Here is a 20,419-nt window from a genome sequence, read left to right as displayed (position 1 = left end):
CGGGATAAGCCATCATGCTGGCCGGAACCGAGAGGGGAGAACAACATGCCGCACGATCACCATGGCGACGAACCCGCGCCACGCTGGAAACATGATGGCGTGCGCGTCATCAAGGGCGACCGGCTCGACACCAACACAGCGCAGACGCCGGGCATGTTCCGGCAGGCGGCGATCAATCACGCCCGGGTCGGCGCGCAGCATATCTGGGCGGGCACCGTGGCGATCACCCCCAACGCCAAGACCGGCGTGCATCATCACGGCGCACTGGAAAGCGTGATCTATGTGGTCAGCGGCAAGGCGAGGCTGCGCTGGGGCGACCGGCTCGAATTCGTGGCCGAGGCCGGCCCGGGCGATTTCATTTATGTGCCGCCTTATGTGCCGCACCAGGAGATCAACGCCGATCCAACCCAGGTGCTGCAATGCGTGCTGGTGCGTTCGGATAACGAGGCCGTGGTGGTGAATATCGACACGATCGACCCCGTCGAACCGCCCGAGGAGGTTTATTGGGTGGATCCCACCCATTCCGCCCCGGACAAGGCGTGATCATTTATCCCGCCAGCTGCGCAGCGCGAAGCCCAGCATGCCGACCTGCACGGCGGCGGTAATGGCGGCGCAGCCAACCCAGCCCGTCGTGTGCCAGGCCGCGGCGGGGATGATGCCGCCGAAGCTGCCGCCGATATAATAGAACGTCACATAAAGCCCGACCGCGGTGGATTTGGCCCCCCGCGCGGCGACGCCGATAAAGCCGGTCGCCAATGTCTGTTGCGGGAAGATGCCAAAGCAGACCAGCAGCAGCCCCAGGCAGATGAGCCAGAGCTGCGAGGCGAGGGTGAGCGCCAGCCCGGCCAGGATCAGCCCGACACAGCCGGCCATCAGCAGCCTGCGATTCATTCTGGCGCCCAGGCGCCCGGCCACGGGGCTGGCCGCCACCCCGCCCAGATAGACCACGAAGATGGCGCCCAGCGCCGCCGGGCCTAGGCTGTAGGGCGCTTCCGCCAGCCGGAAATTGATGAAGGTGAAGACGCTGACCAGGGAGAACAGAACCCCGAACCCGACCGCGTAGGTGCCCAGCAGGCGCCGGTTGGACAAATGGTTGGGAAAGGACAGCAGCGCTCCGCTGATGCCATAGGTCGGTTTGAAGCGTTTTTCCTTGGGAAGCAGGAACGCGATGGTGAGCGACGCCGCCACCGTGATGAGACCGATGGTGAGAAACCCGGCCCGCCAGTTGATCAGCGAAGTGACGAACCCGACGATCAGCCGCCCGGAAAACCCGCCGCTAATGGTGCCGGAGGTATAGATCCCCACCATTTTCATGGCGTTGGCGGGGCTCATTTCATCGCTGATATAGGCGATGGTGACGGTGAAGATGAATGGCAGCAACAATCCCTGGATGAAGCGGCAGACGATGAGCATGGGCAGGCTGGTGGAAAAAGCCGCCAGCATGGTGGGAATCACAAGCAGCAAGGCGGCGCCGCGTATGAATATGCGCCGGCCGAACCGGTCGGAGATCACGCCGATGAGCGGCGCCATGGCGGCGGTGGCCACCAGCGGCGCGGTGACGGTGTAGCCCGTCATCGCCGGGGAGGCATGCAGGCTTTTCGCCAGAACCGGCAGAATGGCCTGCGTGCACCACATGTTCACGAAGGTGACATAGCCGGCCAGTATCAGCGCCAGGGAGGTCGTGCGCGGAATGGCTGCTGGGCTGACCTCAGAATCGACGCTCAAAGACTGTGATGACATCACCTGGCTGTGCCATTGCATGGGTTGGCGCGCGATACTGGACAGCATTGCTGCCAATATCGCGCGTGACTCCCACATAGGCTGTCTCGGCCCGGTAAGTGAACCCGCCCGCGATGGAAATCGCGCTCAAGACTGTCATGCCGGGGCGGTATGGGTATTGGCCCGGATTGTTCACCTCGCCCAGAATATAAAAGGGCCGGTAGCTGGAAACCTCCACCGCCACGGAGGGACGCAGAATAAGCTGCCTGGCTCGCAGCGACCGGGAGATGGCGGCGCCGAGCGCATCCGTGCTGGATCCGCCGGCCTTGACGAGGCCGAGCAGCGGCATGTCGATATAACCGCTATCATCCACATGGTAGGTGCCGGACATCTGGTCCTGGTCGTATATGCGGATGGTGAGCACGTCTCCTGGGCCAAGCGCATAGGGACCGGACGGCGGGGCTGGCAGGGGCGGAAGATTGTAACCCGGGGCCTGCCAGGCGGCGCAGCCGGAGAGCAAGGCGGGCAGAGCGCCAAGCAGGACACGCCTCGGGATCATGGTCAACCTCTTCCAAAACCTTAACGTGCATCCTGTTTACCGTTGCCGCGAAAAGGGGCAAGGCGTGTTTTGGAATGATTCGGGAGTTTTCGATGAAGCGTCTCGCCATGCTGTTTTCGCTGCTCGTCATCATCGGCGCGGGGCTGTTCCTGCTTTGGCCGCGGTCGCGAATGCAGCCCTCCGGCGCGCCGCCGACCGCCGTGCCGGGGCAGTCTCAAGCCGTGAATCAGAACCCCCGGCCCCTGACGCAGGCTGAACAGACGGCGTTTCTGCCGCTGGTATGCGCGGGGGCGTCCGGCCCTGGCGGGGGCTTCGCGCATCAATGCACCTCGCTTCCGGGGTATCCCTCGCAGGATTATGGCGGCGCTGGGCTGGGGCTGGGCATCACCCTGCAAAGCGTGACCTACGGCCAGCTCTCCGGCGGCGCGGCGCGGGAAGCCTATGTCACCTATACGGGCAGCTTCGAGCCGCACGCCACGAATTTTGGCGGCGGCATCCTGTTCACCGGCGGGCCCGGCGCCTGGAAGCTGCAAGGCTGGTACCCGGGCGGGCAGGCGGATCATTGCGTGTCGCTGAACCCGGAGGGCCGGGCGAAATTCGTCTGCCGTTACGGGTATGAGGCGCAGGGCGAGGCCGATAGCCTGCTGACCGTGGTGACCTTGCCGCCGCCCGCCGGCCAGAAAAAAGCCATTCTCAGCGCCAGCGACCTGCGCGGCACCATCGACCCCAACGCCAATTGCGCGCATCTGCCGCCGGGGGAGGCGGTGCTGCTGGCCATCGACAGTGTCAGCCCGGCACCTGGCGGGGCGTCGGCGGCGATCGAATATGTCAGCGCCGCCGATGCCAAGACGGCCTGCGCGGCCCATGATTTCGCCGATGCCACGGTCAAGAAGGCGACCTTGACGCTGCATTGGAACGGTCATTCGATGACGATGACGCCAGACATGAATTTCGCTCCCGCGCAATGAGCGGCGCCGATTTGCAGGCCAGGCGGGATCTGATCGGCGCGGCGCGGCTCATGGCGGCGCGCGGCCTGGCGGCGGGAACCTCCGGCAATGTTTCGCTGCGCGTGGCGGGGGGAATTCTCATCACCCCCTCGGCCGTGCCTTACGAGGCGCTGACGCCGGAAATGATTCCGTTGCTGCGCGAGGATGGCGGCTATGAAGGGCGTTTTCGGCCGTCTTCGGAATGGCGTTTCCATCTGGATATTTATCTGGCCCGGCCCGAGGTCGGTGGGGTGGTGCATCACCATGCGCCGCATTGCACGGCGCTCGCCATGGCGCGGCGGGACATCCCCGCCTGTCATTATATGATCGCCCGTTTCGGCGGCGCGCCGGTGCGCTGTGCGGCGTATGCGCTGTTCGGCACGGCGGCGCTTTCGGCGGCGGTGTTGAAGGCGCTGGCGGGGCGCACGGCCTGCCTCATGGCCAATCATGGCGGGCTGGCGGTGGGGCGGGATGTCTCGGCGGCGCTCGCCGCGGCGAGCGAGCTGGAGACGCTGGCGCGGCAATATCTGTTGTCGCTGCAAGCCGGAGGGCCGGTGCTGCTGTCGGAGCAGGATATTCAGGAGGCGATCGCCCAGTTCGCGACGGCCTACCGCCCGAATAACGGGGACTGAATTTTCCCGGCGCGGCCGCATGCCTCCGGGCCGATGCTGTCGCGTCAGACCGAACGGAGGTTGCTCCAAGCATGCCGTTCTGAGCGCGCCGTTCTAAGCGGGATGTTCCACGCGGAATAGTCTACACGCGGGATAGTCTAAGCGTAGTCTACGCGGGGCGCGGCGGCGCGCCCCGTCCGACGGCCCGGGCCTTACTCGGCCTTGATGTTCACGGCGGCATCCTTGCCGCGTTCCTTGGTGATGTCGAAACTCACCTTCTGGCCTTCATTCAGGCCGCGCAGCCCGGCGGACTGCACCGCCGTGATGTGCACGAACACATCCTTGCCGCCATCTTGCGGCACGATGAATCCGTACCCTTTCGTCGTGTTGAACCATTTCACGGTACCGGTAGGCATAGGCTTTGTCGCTCCTTAAGCAGATAATCGGCCCGGCTGAGGCCAGGACAACCGTGTTCTGGTCGCCTTGTCTGCGTCCAGCCGCCAGGAGCGCGTGAACTCAAGTCAAGTCCAACTTCGATTGCGGGTGCCAGCAGGCACAGAAACGTGAAGTTTTGTCAACGATTCTGTGAGGTGGCGCGGCCCGGAATGGCGGGGTTGTCCGTGATTTTTGATGGGAAAACGGAATGCACCAGAACGGATCACTCTTTATGCCATTAAGGAAATCGGGTAATCATCTTCATCATAAAACAAACTGGAGGGCCCACAACCATGTCCGATGCCGATATTGTGCCGGTCAAGCCGGAAGTCGAAGCCAAGACCTTCATCAACCGGGCTCGTTATGAGGAAATGACAGCCAGGGCCGCCTCCGACCCGGAAGGATTCTGGGGCGAGGAATGCAAGCGCATCACCTGGATGAAGCATCCCACCAGGATGAAAAACACCAGTTTCACGGGCGATGTGTCCATCAAATGGTTCGAGGATGGCACGCTGAACGCCGCCGCCAATTGCCTGGACCGGCATCTGGCCGAGCGTGGGGATCAGGTGGCGATCATCTGGGAGGGCGATGATCCAAACGCCTCCAGGAAGGTCACTTACCGCGAACTGCACGAGCAGGTTTGCCGCCTCGCCAACGTGCTCACCGCCCAGGGCGTGAAGAAGGGCGATGTCGTCACCGTTTATCTGCCGATGGTGGTGGAGGCGGCGGTGGCGCTGCTGGCCTGCGCGCGCATCGGCGCCATCCATTCCGTGGTGTTTGGCGGCTTCTCGCCGGACAGCCTGGCCAGCCGTATTCAGGATTGCGGTTCCGTGGCGTTGATCACCGCCGATGAAGGCCGCCGCGGCGGGCGCAAGGTGGCGCTGAAGGTGAACGCGGACGAGGCGCTGAAAACCTGCCCGAGCGTGAAGAGCGTCGTGGTGGTGAAAATCACCGGCGGCGACGTGGCGATGCAAGACGGCCGCGATGTCTGGTATCACGAGGAAGCCGCGAAGGTGCCCGCCACGCACCAGGCCGTGGAGATGAACGCGGAAGATCCGCTGTTCATCCTGTATACCTCCGGGTCCACCGGCAAGCCCAAGGGCGTGCTGCACACCACTGGCGGCTATATGGTCTGGGCAAGCTATACCCACCAATATGTGTTCGATTACCGCCCCGGCGAGGTGTTCTGGTGCACCGCCGATGTCGGCTGGGTCACGGGGCATACGTATATCGTCTATGGTCCGCTGGCCAACGGCGCCACCACCTTGATGTTCGAGGGCGTGCCGAACTACCCCACCACCTCGCGCTTCTGGGAGGTGATCGACAAGCATCAGGTGAATATCTTCTATACCGCGCCGACCGCCATTCGCGCGCTGATGCGCGATGGCGACGGGCCGGTGAAGACCTCTTCCCGTAAATCCCTGCGTCTGCTCGGCTCCGTCGGCGAGCCGATCAATCCCGAGGCCTGGCGCTGGTATTATCATGTGGTGGGCGAGGATCGTTGCCCCATTGTCGATACATGGTGGCAGACCGAGACGGGCGGCACGCTGATGACGCCGCTGGTGGGCGCCATGGCGCTCAAGCCTGGTTCCGCCGCCAAGCCGTTGCCAGGTGTCAGGCCGCTGCTGGTGGATGGAGAGGGCAACGAGCTGACGGGCGCCACGGAGGGGAATCTCTGCATCGCCGATAGCTGGCCGGGGCAGATGCGCACCGTTTACGGCGACCATGAACGGTTCGTGCAGACCTATTTCTCGACCTTCAAGGGGCTGTATTTCACCGGCGACGGCGCGCGCCGCGACGCGGATGGCTATTACTGGATCACCGGCCGCGTGGACGATGTGATCAATGTGTCCGGCCACCGCATGGGCACGGCGGAGATCGAATCCGCCCTGGTCGCGCACGAGGCCGTGGCCGAGGCCGCCGTGGTCGGCTACCCGCACGACATCAAGGGGCAGGGCATTTATGCCTATGTGACGCTGGTGGCGGATGTGGAAGCCACGGAGGCGCTGCGCAAGGAGCTGGTGAGCTGGGTGCGCAAGGAGATCGGGCCGATCGCGGCGCCGGATGTGGTCCAGTGGGCGCCGGGTCTGCCCAAGACCCGCTCGGGCAAGATCATGCGCCGCATCCTGCGCAAGATCGCCGCCGACGAGACCGAAAGCCTGGGCGATACCTCGACGCTGGCGGATCCCGGCGTGGTGGTGGATCTGGTCGAGAACCGGGCGCAAAACCGCGCGGCCTGACCGGCTCGCGGCTTGAACGGCATGGCGCCGCCGGGGACGATGCTCCCGGCGGCGCTTCCTTATGTTGCGCCGCAAAAAAGGCTTGCATGCGGGTCGTAACGGCGTTTGATACGAACATGGATACGTTCGAAGTGCAAAAGCACCGCCCTGAATCGCTCGATGACGCCTTACGTGACGATATTCGCCTGCTGGGGCGCATCCTGGGCGATACGATTCGCGCGATAGACGGCCCGGCCACTTATGGGTTGATCGAGACCATCCGCCAGCTCGCGGTGCGTTATCACCGGGATCAGGACAAATCGGCCCAGGCGGAGCTGGAGGGGATTCTCACCGGGCTGTCCGACAATGAGATCAACCGCATCACCCGTGCCTTTGGCTATTTTTCGGTGCTGGCGAACATCGCCGAGGACCATCACCATACGCGCCGCTGGCGGGCGCATCTGGTCGCCGGTTCCGCCCCGCGCGAGGATTCCCTGGCCGGGGCCCTGTTGCAGGCGCGCGCGCATGGGTTCGATGCCAGCCGGCTGAAGGCGTTTTTCTCCAGCGCCTATATCGCGCCGGTGCTGACCGCGCACCCGACGGAGGTGCAGCGCCGCTCCATCCTCGATAGTCTGGATGCCATCGCCGCCCTGCTGACCCGCCGGGACAGGCTGGCCGATACGCGGGATGAGTATGATGAGATCGAGACGGAGCTGCGCGCGCGCGTGCTGGTCTTGTGGCAGACGCGCATGCTGCGCACCTCCAAGCTGGAGGTGCTGGACGAGGTGGCCAACGCGCTGACCTTCTTCGATGCCACCTTCTTCGCGGAAGTGCCGAAGCTTTACGCGGCGGCGGAGCAGGCGGCGGGGGCTGGGCTGGCGGAATTGCCGGCGTTCCTGGAAGTCGGCAGCTGGATCGGCGGCGACAGGGACGGCAACCCGTTCGTGGATGCGACGATATTGCGCGAGGCATTGGCCACGCAGGCGGACAAGGCGCTGACCCATTACATTGCCGAGGCGCGGGCCTTGCGCAAGGAGCTCTCCTTCGCGGCGCTGCTGGCGCCGGTGACACCCTCATTGCGCGCCCTGGCGGAAGGCTCGCCCGATTTGTCCGAACACCGGATGGATGAGCCTTACCGCCTGGCCTTGGCCAATATGCAGGCCCGCCTGGTCGCCACCTATGAGGCCTTGCTGGGGCGCAAGCCCACGGGCCCGCTTTCCGCCGCGGTGCGGGGGGCGATGGCCGAGCCCTATGCGGCGGTGGAGGATTTCATCTCCGAGCTGATGATCGTCGCCCGCTCGCTGGAGAATCATGGGGCCGGCGCGTTGGCGCAGGGGCGGCTGGGCGCGTTGCTGCGCGCGGTCCGCGCCTTTGGCTGGACACTGGCCCCCTTGGATCTGCGGCAGAATTCCGCCGTGCATGAATATGTGGTCGCGGAGCTGCTGGCGGTGGCGCAGCCGGGCACGGATTATCTGGCGCTGGATGAGGCTGGCAGGGTGGCGCTGCTGCTGCGGGAACTGGAGACGGCGCGCCCGCTCGTCTCGCCCCATGTAAGCTATAGCGCGCGGACGGCGAAGGAGCTGGCGATTTTCGCGGCCGCGCGCGCAGCGCATTTGCGTTACGGCAAGCGCGCGATCCGCACCATGATCATTTCCAAGACCGACGGTTTGTCGGACATGCTGGAATTGGCGGTGCTGCTGAAGGAAGCAGGGCTGTTGCGCCCGGCCGAAGCTGCCTTGGATGTGAACATCGTGCCGCTGTTCGAGACCATCGAGGATCTGCGCGGCGCGGCGGCGGTCATGGAGGCTTTGTTCTCGGCGCCGGTTTACCGCCGCTTGCTGGCCCAGCGTGGCGATACGCAGGAGGTGATGCTCGGCTATTCCGACAGCAACAAGGATGGCGGGTTCGTCACCTCCGGCTGGGAACTCTACCGCGCCGAGTTGGGGCTGGTCGAGGTGTTCGCCCGGCATGGCGTGCGCATCCGGCTGTTTCACGGGCGCGGCGGGTCCGTCGGGCGTGGGGGCGGTCCGTCCTATCAGGCGATTCTGGCGCAGCCCGCCGGCGCGGTGCAGGGGCAGATCCGCCTGACCGAGCAAGGCGAGGTGATCGCCGCGAAATATGGCAATGCGGAAGTCGGCCGGCGCAATCTGGAGGTGATTTTGGCGGCGACCCTGGTCGCCACCGCCGATTCCACCATCGCCGCCGCGCCCGAGCCCGCCTTTCTGGCCGCGCTGGGCGAACTGTCGGACAAAGCCTTCGCCGCCTACCGGGGGCTTGTGTATGAAACGGAGGGGTTCGAGGATTATTTCTGGCAATCCACGGTGATTTCGGAAATCGCCGCGCTGAATCTGGGCAGCCGCCCGGCCAGCCGCAGCAAGAGCCGCTCCATTGAGGATCTGCGCGCCATCCCCTGGGTGTTTTCCTGGGCGCAATGCCGCATCATGCTGCCGGGCTGGTACGGGTTCGGCACGGCGGTGGAGGCGTTTCTGGCCGCGCGCGGCCCGGAGCGGGGCATGGCGCTGCTGCGGCGCATGTTCCAGGACTGGCCCGTCTTTTCCACGTTTTTGTCGAATATGGACATGGTGCTGGCGAAGGCGGATATGGGCATTGCCGCGCGCTATGCGGAGCTGGTGCGCGACGAGGCGTTGCGGGCGCGCATCTTCCCGCGCATCGTGGCGGAATATGGCCGCACGCATCGTTATCTGCTGGAGATCATGGGGCAGGAGGCGCTGCTGGATCGCAACCCGGTTTTGCGGCGTTCCGTGATCAACCGGTTTCCATATCTGGATCCGTTGAACCATGTGCAGGTGGAAATGCTGCGCCGTTACCGCGCGCAGAGCGGCGAGGGCGAAGCTTCCGAGCGCATCCGCCGGGGGGTGCATATTTCCATCAATGGCGTGGCCGCGGCGTTGAGAAATAGCGGGTGATACAAGATCTGGAGACCAGCCTGGAGCGTTTGCGCGCGCTGTCGCCTGACGATTACGAAGGGGCGGCGAAGATCAGGGCGCTATGGGAGGGTCTCGCCGGGCGGGATGAAAGGGTGGTCCAGCATCTTTACGCTCTCTATATCGAGACATTGCGCGGGCTGTTTGGCAAGGCGGCGGGCGCTGGGGCGCTGACGGGTCTGGATGCGTATAAATTCATCCTTTGTTTTTGTTCCTTGTCGTATTCTCGTAACCATGCCGCCGCTGCGCGCGCCTGGCGGGCGCTCGTGGCATTCCATGCCGAGCATATCGAGTTCATCAAGGCGGGGCTGGAGCGGCCCGACGAAACGATAACCGCGATCCATACCAGGACCCAAACCGGCAGATGGGGAGACATCGTGGCGGCGATGTTCGAGCTATATTTTTGGTGTAGGCCCCTCGCCGCCGAGACCGATGAAACCATCGTGGAGACCGCGAATCTTCTGCCGCAATTCTATAGGAGCTTTCCTGAAGAACGCGGTGGCCCCATCCATCATTTCCTGGAGGCTCATCCGCAAGAGGAAGAGGTGGTGACGGAGCTGATCCGCTTTTATGTGCTTGAGCGTGGTCAGGCGGATAAAGGGCCGATGATGTCTGTGTTCGACGATTTGATGGGGCAAGCGACTTTTCGTTCGAAAATCACGACAAGGAATGCGGCGATTTTAAAAGCGGTCTTGAAGGATGTCCGTAGCTGGCCGTCGGACAGAATCCGTCTGTTGATCGATTTCGCCGTATTGGGGCCGCTGCATATCAGGCCGATCTCCCAATCGGAAAAAGCCGAGGATCTGCGCCGGACGATCGCATTGCAGAGACGCCGCCTCAATGAAAAAACCCAGTCGGATTACATGGGAATACCGGCTGAGGAGCAGCGGGGTTTTGACGGAAAACATCTGCGTCAATCCGAAGAGGAGTTGCGCTTTGTCGAAACCGATTTCGCGGGGTGGAATCGCCGCCGGCGTGAAACAGCCGTGCAATCGCTTGCGGTCTCCGCCGCCGGGCGCCGGGCGGTGAAGATAATATGCGCGCGGTTATCGGCCCCCTACAGGTTGGAGCTGCAATCCTTGCTGGATGAGGCGGCCGCCTATTCGGCGCGTCCCAAGCTGTTCGCGCTGTCGCCTCCCGCCAGCAACCGGTTTAAGGATTTTGGTTTGAAGCTGCTGGTGATTGAGGAGTTGATGTACCGGCAGAAACGGTTGCGGCCGGTTTTCGATGTGGACGCCTTCGCGAAGGAGTATACCAAGCGGGAGATTTCGGTCGAGATGGACGGCTACGCCGTGATTCCCGAGGTTGCGCGTTATTTCAGGGCTCTTCCCATTTCGGATGAAGCGTTGGCGCATGTGGAACGGCTCCATCAATCGAGCGGGTTGGATGGGGGACCGGAATTCATTCGGCATTTCTTTCCATTCTGGGATCCAGGGGTGGGAGACGAGCCGGTTCCGGTCACAAGCAAGGCGATAGAGGATTTGGCCTTGCTGCCGAACCTCAAGCAGATCAGCGGATTGGAGAATAGCCGTCCCGCCCCGCGATTGTTGAAAGCCCTTCAGGCGCGGGGAATCAAGCTGATCAAGGAAGAAGATGTGAGATAAAATTACGATGATCTCTTGTTTTCAGAAATATCGTTGCGTGCCGTGGGAGGCTGGCATGCCAGAATCCAACCTGGAGGCGGGTGACAGCGGGCGGAAAACGCAGTAGGGGAGCCGCCAGTATTTTGTCAGAGACCAATCAGGGGCCACAGAAAATGCGCGTTTATTACGACCGGGATGCCGACGTTAATCTCATCAAGAGCAAGAAGGTCGCCATTATCGGCTATGGCAGCCAGGGCCACGCGCACGCGCTGAACCTGAAGGATTCCGGCGTGAAGGAACTGGCGATCGGCCTGCGCCCCGGCTCCTCCGCCATCGCCAAGGCCGAAGGGGCCGGGCTGAAGGTGATGACCCCGGCCGACGCCGCCAAATGGGCCGACGTGGTGATGGTGCTGACCCCGGATGAGGGCCAGGCCGACCTGTATTATAAGGATCTCGCCCCGAATCTGCGCGAGGGCGCGGCCCTGGCCTTCGCCCACGGCCTGAATGTGCATTTCAGCCTGATCGAGCCGCGCAAGGACATCGACGTGTTCATGGTGGCGCCCAAGGGCCCCGGCCATACCGTGCGCGGTGAGTATCTGAAGGGCGGTGGCGTGCCGAGCTTGGTGGCCGTGGCGCAGAATCCCTCCGGCAACGCGCTGGAGATCGCGCTGTCCTATGCGTCCGCGAATGGCGGCGGCAAGGGCGGCATCATCGAGACCACCTTCAAGGAGGAATGCGAGACCGACCTGTTCGGCGAGCAGGCCGTGCTGTGCGGCGGTCTGGTGGAGCTGATCCGTGCCGGGTTCGAGACGCTGGTCGAGGCTGGCTATGCGCCCGAGATGGCCTATTTCGAATGCCTGCACGAGGTGAAGCTGATCGTCGACCTCATCTATGAGGGCGGCATCGCCAACATGAACTACTCCATCTCCAACACCGCCGAATATGGCGAGTATGTCACCGGCCCGCGCATCATCACCGCCGAGACCAAGGCCGAGATGAAGAAGGTGCTGGAAGACATCCAGACCGGCCGCTTCACCCGCGACTGGATGCTGGAGAACAAGGTGCACCAGGCCAGCTTCAAGGCCATTCGCGCCCGCAACGCCGCTCACCCGATCGAGGAAGTGGGCGCCAAGCTGCGCGGCATGATGCCCTGGATCACCAAGGGCGCGCTGGTCGACAAGGCCAAGAACTAAGGGGCCAAGAACTAAGGGGCGAAGAACTAATTCCGGTTCACCTGGTCAAACTGGCCGTGGGGGCGAAAGATGTTTCGCACCTCGCGGCCTGGCAGACACAAAGGGCGGCAGAAATGCCGCCCTTGCGTCATTTTACCCGCAATTTTCCAAAGCGCGCGGCGGAGCTGACCGATGGCGGCTCGCTCTATTGGGTGGTGGGCGGCGTGATTCTGGTGCGCCAGCTTATCCTGGATGTGCGTCAGGACCAGGAGCCGGACGGCACGCCCTGCGCCGCCCTGGTGCTGGAGCCCAAGCTGGTGCGGGTGGAAGGGCGGGCGATGCGCGCCTTTCAGGGCTGGCGCTATCTCGACCCGAAGGACGCCCCGTCGGACCTTGGCCAACAGACCGGCGGCGTGGCGGAGATGCCGGAGGCGATGCGCCGTGAGCTTGCGGCCTTGGCCCTGCTATGAGGCCGCCGTCCCCGCAAGGCCAGGCGATGGCTTCACATCGCATCGATTTTTAGGGTTTGGCGGTTTCATAAAGATGATCCAAGGCCCTGGGCGGGCTTCATGCGGATGTCTTGTGCAGATGATCCACCATGCCGCTGAGCGCGCTGTCGGTGGTGGCGTTTTTCTGGGTCATTTCGATTCCAAAGGCCGCGCGCCGCTCCGGCTCGCGGATGATCACCATCGGGTCCTCGAAATCGCGCACATATCCCATGGCGAAGCAGCCCATGCGGTAGCCCATCACATGCAGCAGATCCTCCGGCAAGGTGCGGGCCAGTTCCAGCGGGGTTGAGAGATATTGATTCTCCTCCTGCCGCAGCCAGCCCACCGCATAGGTGATGTTGATGGCCTGGCGGATCCTGTCGCTCACATTGGCGCCGGCGCCATGGTACACCTTGCCGGTATAGAACAATGCCGAGCCGCGCTTCATTTCCGCCGGCAGGCTTTCCGCCTGGGTGAAGGTCTGGTTGCGCCCTTTATACTGGCTGCCCGGCACAACGCGCGTGGCGCCCATCTCCTCCGTATAGTCGGACATGGCCCACAGAATATTGCATTGGACATGGTAATCGTCCGGAAACGGGAAGAAATCCCATGCCAGCTGGTCCTGGTGCAATGGCTGCGCGGGGGAGCCTGGATAGACGCTGATGATCTGCGTCAGATGCAGTTGGAAGGTGGAGGCATGGCCCAGGAATTTTTCCGCCGTGCCGATGGCGAGCGGGTTCATCACCAGTTCCCGCGCGGCGGCCGAGCGCGCGATCATCGAACCGGTGCGCCGTGTCGCCTTGCCGACGAACGCATCCCCGCCATAGGGCGTGACCTCGATATGCGGATTCATCTCGGCCTCGATGCGGTCCATGAGCCCGGGCGGCACCAGTTCGTCGATGATCGCGTAACCTTCCTCGCGCAAGGCGGCTGACAATGTGTCGGGTGATGTATCGGCGGGCAGATGCAGCAAAGACATGCGATGATCTCCGTGAATATCTTCAGTTTGCTTTTTTAAGCGCCAGAACATGCCCGGCGCATCCACCGAAAGGCTGAGTTTTGTGGACAGGCGGAAAAGTTTTTGATTAGATTTTGCCCTGTTTACCTTCAGGAGGCACGTCATCGCGCTCGCCCAGCCACCCGAACCCGCCGCGCAGGAGATCGTCCAGCTCTGCCTCGGCACGCTGCGGGCATCCGCCGCCATGTTTTATTGGGTGGATGGCGATGGCATGGCGGATGTCTCGCTGACCGGTCTGCCGCCGCAATTCGCCGCCGAATATGCGGCGCGGATGGAGCAAGCCGACCCCTCCAATGTGCATCGCCTCGTGGCCACGGGGGCGAGCGTGACGCATTTCAGCCGTCCCCGCCCGGAATTTTCGCGGGATGCGCTGGTCTTTGGCGGTTTTCTCAACCGTTACGGGGCGGTGGATGTGATCGATTTGCTGTTCCGCGCCGGGGGCGATGCCGTGGCGGGCATCGGCATCATCAAGATGCGGGGGGATGCGGCGGCCGGCAAGGTGGAACTGGCCCAGGCTCGGGCCATCCAGCGTTTCGTCGAATTCGGTTTGCAGGGGCATGAGCGTGTTCTCAACCGCCTGCGCCCTGGCCGCGCCATGCGGGCCTATCGGCTCACGCGGCGTGAATGGGAGATCGCGGATATGGCGGCGCAAGGGGTGGCCAACCGTGAGATCGCGGCCAGGCTCGGCCTGTCCACCCATACGGTGAAGTCCCATCTACTGCACGTGTTCTGCAAAACCGGCAGCGCCAACCGCACGGCCCTGGCCGCGAAGCTTTACCTGTGAGAGGTGCCTTCGCCGCCGTTCCAACAGCCGTTATTTTGCGTCCCGCTCCACCCATGCTAGGTGCGCCCCTAACATAGGAGACATGATTCATGGCGGTGAACGCCTTCATCTTCCCCGGTCAAGGCAGTCAGGCTGTCGGCATGGGCCGGGATCTGGCCGCTTCCTTCGCCCCAGCCCGGCATGTGTTCGAGGAGGTGGATGAGGTTCTCAAGCAGAAACTCTCCAAGCTGATGTTCGAGGGGCCCTCCGACGAGCTGACCATGACGGAGAACGCCCAGCCGGCGCTGATGGCGGTTTCCCTGGCGGTGCTGCGCGTGTTGCAGCAGGAGGGCAAGCTGAACCTGAAGGAGAAGATCGTGCTGGCGGCAGGGCACAGCCTGGGCGAATATAGCGCATTGGCGGCGGTGGATGCGTTTTCCATCGCCAATGCCGCCAAGCTGCTGAAATTGCGCGGCCTGGCCATGCAGAAGGCGGTGGCACCCGGGCTGGGCGCCATGGCGGCGCTGCTGGGCGTGGATCTGGACATGGCGAAGGAGATTTGCGCCGAGGCCGAGGACGGCCCGGATGGGCGCGAAACCGTTTCCGCCGCGAATGACAATGGCGGCGGGCAGGTGGTGATTTCCGGCCATAAGGCGGCGGTGGAACGCGCCATCGAGATCGCCAAGGGCAAGGGGGTGAAGCGCGCCATGCTGCTGCCGGTCTCGGCGCCCTTTCATTGCGCGCTGATGGCGCCGGCGGCGGATGCGATGGCCGAAGCCTTCGCCAACACGCCCCCGCACGCACCGGTTTTGCCCATCATCGCCAACGTGACCGCCGCCAAGGCGACGGACCCGAACGAGATCCGCGATCTGCTGGTGCGGCAGGTGACCGCCACCGTGCGCTGGCGCGAGAGCGTGGAAGAGATGGTGAAGCTGGGTGTCACCAATTTTTATGAAATCGGGTCCGGCAAGGTGCTGTCCGGTCTGGTGAAACGTATAACGCCAGATGCCGCCGCCATGCCGGTGGGCAGCCCCGCCGACATCGAAGCCGTGCTAAAGGTTCTGTAAATGTTTGATCTAACTGGTAAAAATGCCCTTGTTACCGGCGCGTCCGGCGGCATTGGCGCGGCCATCGCCCGCGCCTTGCACGCCCAGGGCGCCACCGTGGCGCTTTCAGGCACACGGCGTGAGGCGCTGGATGCCCTGGCCGCCGAGCTGGGGGTGCGCGCGCATGTGTTCCCCGCCGATCTGTCCCAGGCCGAGGAAGCCGCGCGGCTGATCGCCGATGCGGAAGCGGCGATGGGCAAGGTCGATATTCTGGTCAATAATGCCGGGCTGACCAAGGACGGGCTGGTGCTGCGCATGTCCGACGCCGATTGGGAGAAGGTGATCAATGTCGATCTCGCCGCCCCGTTCCGCCTCTCCCGGGCGGCGCTGAAATTCATGCTCCGCCGCAAGGCCGGCCGCGTGATCAATATCGGTTCCATCGTCGGCACCACCGGGAATCCGGGCCAGGCCAATTATTGTTCGGCCAAGGCGGGGCTCATTGGTCTCACCAAATCCCTGGCGCAGGAAGTCGCCTCGCGCGGGATCACCGTGAATCTGGTGGCGCCGGGCTTTATCGAGACGCCGATGACCGATGCCCTGAACGAGGCGCAACGCGCCGATCTGTCCGCCAAAATCCCGCTGGGCCGCCTTGGCGCGCCCAAGGATATCGCCGCCGCTGTGGTCTATCTGGCCTCGGAGGAAGCGGGCTGGGTGACGGGGGCGAGCTTGCATGTCAATGGCGGCATGGCGATGTCTTGACCTGCATCTCGCGCTGCCGCTTGGCGGCGCATGAAAAATCATGCTAAGCGCCGCCTCGTCTGACGTTTTTAACAAATCTGACCCGGAGTTGTCCCGAAAGGCGGCGCCGGGCCAAAGCCAACCCAGCAGGAAAGTGACATTTCGATGAGCGAAATCGCCGACAAGGTTAAAAAAATTGTTGTCGAGCATCTCGGCGTGGACGAAGCGAAGGTGACCCCGGAGGCTTCCTTCATCGACGATCTTGGCGCGGACTCGCTGGACACCGTCGAGCTGGTCATGGCCTTCGAGGAAGCCTTCGGCGTGGAGATCCCCGAGGATGCCGCCGAGAAGATCACCACCGTCAAGGACGCGATCGACTATATCGAGAAGCAGAAGGCCGAATAAGGGCCGCTTCGCCTAATCTTTCGAGAGAGCCGTCCGAGGAGTTCGCATGCGCCGTGTTGTCGTTACAGGGATGGGGGTCGCCTGCCCGCTAGGGGTTGGGGTCGAACATGTCTGGAAGAGGCTGATCAACGGAGAATCCGGGATTTCCGCCATTCAATCCTTCGACACCACGGAGCTTGCGGCCAAGGTTGCCGGGCAGGTTCCGGCGGGGGCGGCCGCCGAGGGCGGGCTGGATCTCGCGGAATGGATTCCGGTCAAGGAAATCAAGAAGATGGACCGCTTCATCCATCTCGGTCTGGTGGCGGCGGCGCAGGCGATGGCCGATTCCGGCTTCGTGCCCGAGACGGAAGAGGAAAAATGCGCGGCCGGTGTGATGATCGGCTCCGGCATTGGCGGGCTGCAGACCATCTATGAAACCTCGGTGATGGTGCATGAGGGGCGCGCCAAGCGCGTCTCCCCTTTCTTCATCCCCGCCGCGCTGATCAATCTGATTTCCGGTCAGGTTTCTATCAAATACGGCCTCAAGGGGCCCAACCATTCGGTTGTGACGGCCTGCGCCACCGGGGTGCACGCGATTGGCGACGCCTCCCGTCTTATCGCCTATGGCGATGCGGATGTGATGGTGGCGGGCGGTGCCGAAGCCGCGGTGAATCCGCTTGGCATTGCCGGGTTCTGCGCCTCGCGCGCGCTCTCCACCGGCTTTAACGACCGGCCGGTCGAATCCTCCCGCCCCTGGGACAAGGACCGTGACGGTTTCGTGATGGGCGAGGGGGCCGGCGTGGTGGTGCTTGAGGAATATGAGCACGCCAAGAAGCGCGGCGCCAAGATTTATGCCGAGATCGGCGGTTATGGCATGTCCGGCGACGCGCATCATATCACGGCCCCGGCCGAGCATCACGACGGCGCCTTCCGCGCCATGAAGGCGGCCTTCAAGAATGGCGGCCTCTCGCCGGAAGATGTTGATTACATCAACGCCCATGGCACCTCCACCCCGCTGGGTGACGATCTGGAGCTGGAGGCGGTCGAGAACATGTTCGGCGCGCATGGCAAGAAAGTCGCCATGTCCTCCACCAAATCCGCCATCGGGCATCTGCTGGGTGCCGCCGGCGCGGTGGAGACGATTTTCTCCATTCTGGCGATCCGCGACAATATCGCCCCGCCGACGCTGAACCTGCACGAGGCAAGCCGCGATTCCGTTGTGAACCGGGTGCCGTTGACCGCGCAGGAACGCAAGATCAACGTGGCGCTCTCCAACTCCTTCGGGTTTGGCGGCACCAACGCCTCCATTCTGTTCAAGCGCGCCGCTTAACGCCCATTGCGCTGGCGCTTCCGCCTTCTTCTCGTCCTGCTGGTGCTGCTGGCGGTTGCCAGGGCCGGGCAGATGGCGGTGCGCCAGAGCTATGACGGTCCTGGCGCCGGGGCCGTCAACGCCACGGTGGTGGTGCCCCCGGGCAGCGTCAACCAGGTGGCGGAGAGCCTGGCCAAGGCCGGCGTTATCGCGCATCCGGAGATTTTTCGCGCCGCCGTTTGGCTAACCCGCGAGCGCGGCCCCCTGCGCGCCGGGGAATATCTGTTTCCCGCCCATGCCAGCCTGCGGGAGGTGCTGCGGATTCTGCGGGCCGGTATCGAGGTGCAGCATCAAGCGACGATCCCCGAGGGGCTCACCGGCCAGCAGATCGCGGACATCATCAATGCCTTGCCCGTGGCCACCGGTCGTGTCGACCCGCCGGCGGAAGGCAGTGTGCTGCCGCAGACTTACGATTATGTCTGGGGCACGCGGCGCGCCCTGATCCTGAAGCGGATGCAGGCGGCGCAACAGACCCTGCTGGTCAAGCTGTGGGCGGGGCGGGAGCCTGGCCTTCCCTTGTCCAGCCCCAGCCAGGCGGTGGTCCTGGCCTCCATCGTGCAGCAGGAAACGCCGCTGGAAGCGGATATGCCAAAAATCGCCGCCGTGTATGAAAACCGGCTGAAGGCGGGCATGAAGCTGCAAGCCGATCCGACAGTGATCTATGCCGCCACGGGGGGCAGGCAATCGGGCGGCACGGGCATCACCAAGGCGGATCTGCGGCTTGATTCGCCATATAACACTTATGTTCACGCGGGCTTGCCGCCAGGGCCGATCTGCTCGCCCGGCGAGGCCGCGCTCAAGGCTGTCCTGCATCCCGCCGATAGCGATGCGCTCTATTTCATCGCGGCGGGGGATGGCTCGCGGCGCTCGGTCTTCTCGCGCGGTTTCAAGGAGCAGCTTGAAAACATCAAGCGTTTCTGGGGCCAGCAGAACTAGCCAAGCCCACCCCGCAACGGGTGGGCCGGGGGGTCAGCTTTTCGGACCAAACCCCAGAAAACCGGCCTGAGGGTCGGGTGTGCCGGTATCGTCCGCCGGAATCGTGGCATGCGGGGCGGGTTTGGCGGTGGCCTTGGTGGGCAGCACGGCCCGGGATTGGCCCGGGGTTTTGCCGCCCGTTCCCTTGCCGCCGGTGCCGGAAGCGCCATTGAGTGTCCAAGGCGCGCCCATCGTGTCGCCCCCGCCGCCTTGCGCCGCCAGCTCGTTGCGGGTGCCGAGCAGCAGGAAGGTGATATTGTTGCGGTTGAGCGCGATGGCGAGGTCTAGAGGGGTTTCCCCGAACTGATCCTTGGCGCCGAGATCCGCTCCGCGGCTGATCGCGTCCTGGGCGGAGGCGTAATCGTTTTTGTTGATGGCGGTGAAGAGTTCCTTGGTCGGGTCGCCGCCGGAGGATTTTTGCATTTTGGGGCCGGTGGCCAGCGGCGCCACGCCGCCCACGCCGGGCAAGCCGGTGGGGGCCAGGTCGGGCGTGTGTTCCTTGGGCTGGGGCGGGGGCGCGCCGCCGGGCCCGCCCATGCCTCCGCCCATGCCGCTGGTGGAGAGCTGCGCGCAGGCGGGCGCCACGGCGACACCGAAGGCAAGGCCCAGTGCCAGGGGGAAAGCGAGTTTCATGAGTTCGCTCTACCGCAAGCGGGCAGGGCCGTCCATGCACGAAAGCTCCTGGCCCTTGCTGGTCCTTACTTGCCTTTTGTCCGCATGGCGGCCAGTTCGCCCTGCAACCGCTCGACCTCGGCGCGCAGGCTCAGGATCTCTTCCTGGTAATCCTGGGCGACGCTCTGGCCAGGCTTGCCCTCGGCGCCGTAGAAAGGCGAGAACAAGGTCATGGCGCGCTCCATCATGGCCATGTTCTTGCGGCTCATATCCTCCATGCCCGGGGGCATGAAGGGCCCGAGGGTCTTGCTCATGGTCTCGCGCACATTTTCCTGCTGGCGCATGAAGTTCGCCATGGCCTGCTCCAGATATTTGGGCATGAGGCTGGGCATGTCGGTGCCGTACACGCCAATGAGCTGGCGCAGGAAATTAACGGGCAGAAGGGCGTTGCCCTTGCCTTCTTCCTCGACGATGATCTGGGTCAGGACGCTGCGGGTGATGTCCTCGCCGCTTTTGGCGTCGTAAACCACGAAATCGCGATTGTCGCGGACCATCCCCGCGAGATTTTCCAGCGTGATGTAGCTGGAGCTTTCGGTATTATAGAGGCGGCGATTGGCGTATTTCTTGACGATGACGGGCTGTGGCGAGGACTGGGCCGTTTCTTGCATGAATTTATCTTCCATCCCGGTTCGTTGGCATATGCGCGAGCATGGTGCGCGTGGAACCATGAAAACACGAAATTTGTGCGTTGCACAGCATACCCTTATGCAACGCTTATGGCGATTTTGCCTTGGCCG

The 20,419-nt window shown here is 63.7% G+C and carries 20 protein-coding genes; 14 read left to right on the top strand and 6 right to left on the bottom strand.

The window, feature by feature from the left end; translation table 11 throughout:
- Positions 1-45 precede the first annotated feature (45 nt).
- Positions 46-543 carry a cupin domain-containing protein gene (locus AB7D48_RS01070; protein WP_427975329.1) on the top strand — a complete coding sequence of 166 codons (498 nt, stop codon included), beginning with the start codon at positions 46-48 and terminating at the stop codon, positions 541-543.
- Here the strand turns inward: AB7D48_RS01070 and AB7D48_RS01065 are convergent, their stop codons facing one another.
- Positions 544-1,725, bottom strand: coding sequence for an MFS transporter (locus AB7D48_RS01065; RefSeq protein ID WP_427975327.1), 1,182 nt, complete (start codon positions 1,723-1,725; stop codon positions 544-546).
- Positions 1,709-2,278 (bottom strand): polysaccharide biosynthesis/export family protein, encoded by a 570-nt coding sequence (locus AB7D48_RS01060; RefSeq protein ID WP_427975326.1) that lies wholly within the window; start codon positions 2,276-2,278, stop codon positions 1,709-1,711. Before AB7D48_RS01060 ends, AB7D48_RS01065 begins: the two co-directional genes overlap by 17 nt.
- A 92-nt stretch (positions 2,279-2,370) precedes the next feature.
- Between AB7D48_RS01060 and AB7D48_RS01055 the strand changes: the two genes are divergently transcribed.
- Positions 2,371-3,246 (top strand): hypothetical protein, encoded by an 876-nt coding sequence (locus AB7D48_RS01055; protein ID WP_427975324.1) that lies wholly within the window; start codon positions 2,371-2,373, stop codon positions 3,244-3,246.
- Positions 3,243-3,896: a class II aldolase/adducin family protein gene (locus AB7D48_RS01050; protein WP_427975322.1), complete on the top strand. Its 654-nt coding sequence runs from the start codon at positions 3,243-3,245 to the stop codon at positions 3,894-3,896. Before AB7D48_RS01055 ends, AB7D48_RS01050 begins: the two co-directional genes overlap by 4 nt.
- 191 nt (positions 3,897-4,087) lie before the next feature.
- On the opposite strand, the gene AB7D48_RS01045 is transcribed toward AB7D48_RS01050, so the two are convergent.
- The gene (locus AB7D48_RS01045) at positions 4,088-4,291 is read right to left on the bottom strand and encodes a cold-shock protein (protein WP_427975321.1); all 204 of its coding nucleotides are present in this window, start codon (positions 4,289-4,291) and stop codon (positions 4,088-4,090) included.
- A gap of 312 nt (positions 4,292-4,603) precedes the next feature.
- Between AB7D48_RS01045 and acs the strand changes: the two genes are divergently transcribed.
- The 5 genes from acs (at position 4,604) to AB7D48_RS01020 (ending at position 12,699) form a co-directional block, all read left to right on the top strand.
- On the top strand, positions 4,604-6,550 hold the full coding sequence (gene acs / locus AB7D48_RS01040; protein WP_427975320.1) for an acetate--CoA ligase: 1,947 nt from the start codon (positions 4,604-4,606) through the stop codon (positions 6,548-6,550).
- 116 nt (positions 6,551-6,666) lie between these two features.
- Entirely contained in the window at positions 6,667-9,456 is a 2,790-nt protein-coding gene (gene ppc, locus AB7D48_RS01035; protein ID WP_427975318.1) for a phosphoenolpyruvate carboxylase, read from the top strand.
- Positions 9,453-11,078, top strand: a complete 1,626-nt coding sequence (locus AB7D48_RS01030; RefSeq protein WP_427975317.1) for a DUF6892 domain-containing protein — start codon at positions 9,453-9,455, stop codon at positions 11,076-11,078. The genes ppc and AB7D48_RS01030 overlap by 4 nt, the downstream gene beginning before the upstream one ends.
- Positions 11,079-11,230: 152 nt before the next feature.
- Positions 11,231-12,250, top strand: a complete 1,020-nt coding sequence (ilvC, locus tag AB7D48_RS01025) for a ketol-acid reductoisomerase (RefSeq protein WP_427975316.1) — start codon at positions 11,231-11,233, stop codon at positions 12,248-12,250.
- A 29-nt stretch (positions 12,251-12,279) separates the two neighbouring features.
- Positions 12,280-12,699 (top strand): DUF1489 family protein, encoded by a 420-nt coding sequence (locus AB7D48_RS01020; protein ID WP_427975653.1) that lies wholly within the window; start codon positions 12,280-12,282, stop codon positions 12,697-12,699.
- A 97-nt stretch (positions 12,700-12,796) separates the two neighbouring features.
- Here the strand turns inward: AB7D48_RS01020 and AB7D48_RS01015 are convergent, their stop codons facing one another.
- Complete coding sequence (locus tag AB7D48_RS01015; RefSeq protein ID WP_427975315.1) at positions 12,797-13,696, bottom strand: phytanoyl-CoA dioxygenase family protein; 900 nt, start codon at positions 13,694-13,696, stop codon at positions 12,797-12,799.
- A 223-nt stretch (positions 13,697-13,919) separates the two neighbouring features.
- On the opposite strand from AB7D48_RS01015, the gene AB7D48_RS01010 reads away from it, so the two are divergent.
- The 6 genes from AB7D48_RS01010 (at position 13,920) to mltG (ending at position 18,971) form a co-directional block, all read left to right on the top strand.
- Entirely contained in the window at positions 13,920-14,519 is a 600-nt protein-coding gene (locus tag AB7D48_RS01010; RefSeq protein ID WP_427975313.1) for a helix-turn-helix transcriptional regulator, read from the top strand.
- 89 nt (positions 14,520-14,608) lie between these two features.
- Positions 14,609-15,565, top strand: a complete 957-nt coding sequence (gene fabD / locus AB7D48_RS01005) for an ACP S-malonyltransferase (RefSeq protein WP_427975312.1) — start codon at positions 14,609-14,611, stop codon at positions 15,563-15,565.
- Complete coding sequence (fabG, locus tag AB7D48_RS01000) at positions 15,566-16,303, top strand: 3-oxoacyl-[acyl-carrier-protein] reductase (RefSeq protein WP_427975310.1); 738 nt, start codon at positions 15,566-15,568, stop codon at positions 16,301-16,303.
- Between the two features lie 144 nt (positions 16,304-16,447).
- On the top strand, positions 16,448-16,687 hold the full coding sequence (locus tag AB7D48_RS00995; protein ID WP_008494968.1) for an acyl carrier protein: 240 nt from the start codon (positions 16,448-16,450) through the stop codon (positions 16,685-16,687).
- 46 nt (positions 16,688-16,733) lie between these two features.
- The gene (gene fabF / locus AB7D48_RS00990; protein WP_427975309.1) at positions 16,734-17,996 is read left to right on the top strand and encodes a beta-ketoacyl-ACP synthase II; all 1,263 of its coding nucleotides are present in this window, start codon (positions 16,734-16,736) and stop codon (positions 17,994-17,996) included.
- Positions 17,997-18,002: 6 nt separating this feature from the next.
- A complete protein-coding gene (gene mltG / locus AB7D48_RS00985) occupies positions 18,003-18,971 on the top strand; it encodes an endolytic transglycosylase MltG (protein ID WP_427975308.1) in 969 nt (322 codons plus the stop codon).
- 33 nt (positions 18,972-19,004) lie between these two features.
- On the opposite strand, the gene AB7D48_RS00980 is transcribed toward mltG, so the two are convergent.
- Both AB7D48_RS00980 and phaR read right to left on the bottom strand, forming a co-directional pair.
- Positions 19,005-19,643, bottom strand: a complete 639-nt coding sequence (locus AB7D48_RS00980; RefSeq protein ID WP_427975306.1) for an ankyrin repeat domain-containing protein — start codon at positions 19,641-19,643, stop codon at positions 19,005-19,007.
- Positions 19,644-19,708: 65 nt separating this feature from the next.
- The gene (gene phaR / locus AB7D48_RS00975) at positions 19,709-20,290 is read right to left on the bottom strand and encodes a polyhydroxyalkanoate synthesis repressor PhaR (protein ID WP_427975305.1); all 582 of its coding nucleotides are present in this window, start codon (positions 20,288-20,290) and stop codon (positions 19,709-19,711) included.
- Positions 20,291-20,419: the final 129 nt, after the last annotated feature.

The organism is Acidocella sp. (genome assembly GCF_050253495.1).
GTDB lineage: Bacteria > Pseudomonadota > Alphaproteobacteria > Acetobacterales > Acetobacteraceae > Acidocella.
This window is presented reverse-complemented; position numbering and strand designations above follow the sequence as displayed.

What these genes read in the sequence shown, in the direction of transcription:
- AB7D48_RS01070 (WP_427975329.1), top strand. Translation starts at nt 46, where the DNA reads ATGCCGCACGATCACCATGGCGACGAACCCGCGCCACGCTGGAAACAT.
- AB7D48_RS01060 (WP_427975326.1), bottom strand. Translation starts at nt 2,278, where the DNA reads ATGATCCCGAGGCGTGTCCTGCTTGGCGCTCTGCCCGCCTTGCTCTCC.
- AB7D48_RS01055 (WP_427975324.1), top strand. Translation starts at nt 2,371, where the DNA reads ATGAAGCGTCTCGCCATGCTGTTTTCGCTGCTCGTCATCATCGGCGCG.
- AB7D48_RS01050 (WP_427975322.1), top strand. Translation starts at nt 3,243, where the DNA reads ATGAGCGGCGCCGATTTGCAGGCCAGGCGGGATCTGATCGGCGCGGCG.
- AB7D48_RS01045 (WP_427975321.1), bottom strand. Translation starts at nt 4,291, where the DNA reads ATGCCTACCGGTACCGTGAAATGGTTCAACACGACGAAAGGGTACGGA.
- acs (WP_427975320.1), top strand. Translation starts at nt 4,604, where the DNA reads ATGTCCGATGCCGATATTGTGCCGGTCAAGCCGGAAGTCGAAGCCAAG.
- ppc (WP_427975318.1), top strand. Translation starts at nt 6,667, where the DNA reads ATGGATACGTTCGAAGTGCAAAAGCACCGCCCTGAATCGCTCGATGAC.
- ilvC (WP_427975316.1), top strand. Translation starts at nt 11,231, where the DNA reads ATGCGCGTTTATTACGACCGGGATGCCGACGTTAATCTCATCAAGAGC.
- AB7D48_RS01015 (WP_427975315.1), bottom strand. Translation starts at nt 13,696, where the DNA reads ATGTCTTTGCTGCATCTGCCCGCCGATACATCACCCGACACATTGTCA.
- AB7D48_RS01010 (WP_427975313.1), top strand. Translation starts at nt 13,920, where the DNA reads ATGTTTTATTGGGTGGATGGCGATGGCATGGCGGATGTCTCGCTGACC.
- fabD (WP_427975312.1), top strand. Translation starts at nt 14,609, where the DNA reads ATGGCGGTGAACGCCTTCATCTTCCCCGGTCAAGGCAGTCAGGCTGTC.
- fabG (WP_427975310.1), top strand. Translation starts at nt 15,566, where the DNA reads ATGTTTGATCTAACTGGTAAAAATGCCCTTGTTACCGGCGCGTCCGGC.
- AB7D48_RS00995 (WP_008494968.1), top strand. Translation starts at nt 16,448, where the DNA reads ATGAGCGAAATCGCCGACAAGGTTAAAAAAATTGTTGTCGAGCATCTC.
- fabF (WP_427975309.1), top strand. Translation starts at nt 16,734, where the DNA reads ATGCGCCGTGTTGTCGTTACAGGGATGGGGGTCGCCTGCCCGCTAGGG.
- AB7D48_RS00980 (WP_427975306.1), bottom strand. Translation starts at nt 19,643, where the DNA reads ATGAAACTCGCTTTCCCCCTGGCACTGGGCCTTGCCTTCGGTGTCGCC.
- phaR (WP_427975305.1), bottom strand. Translation starts at nt 20,290, where the DNA reads ATGCAAGAAACGGCCCAGTCCTCGCCACAGCCCGTCATCGTCAAGAAA.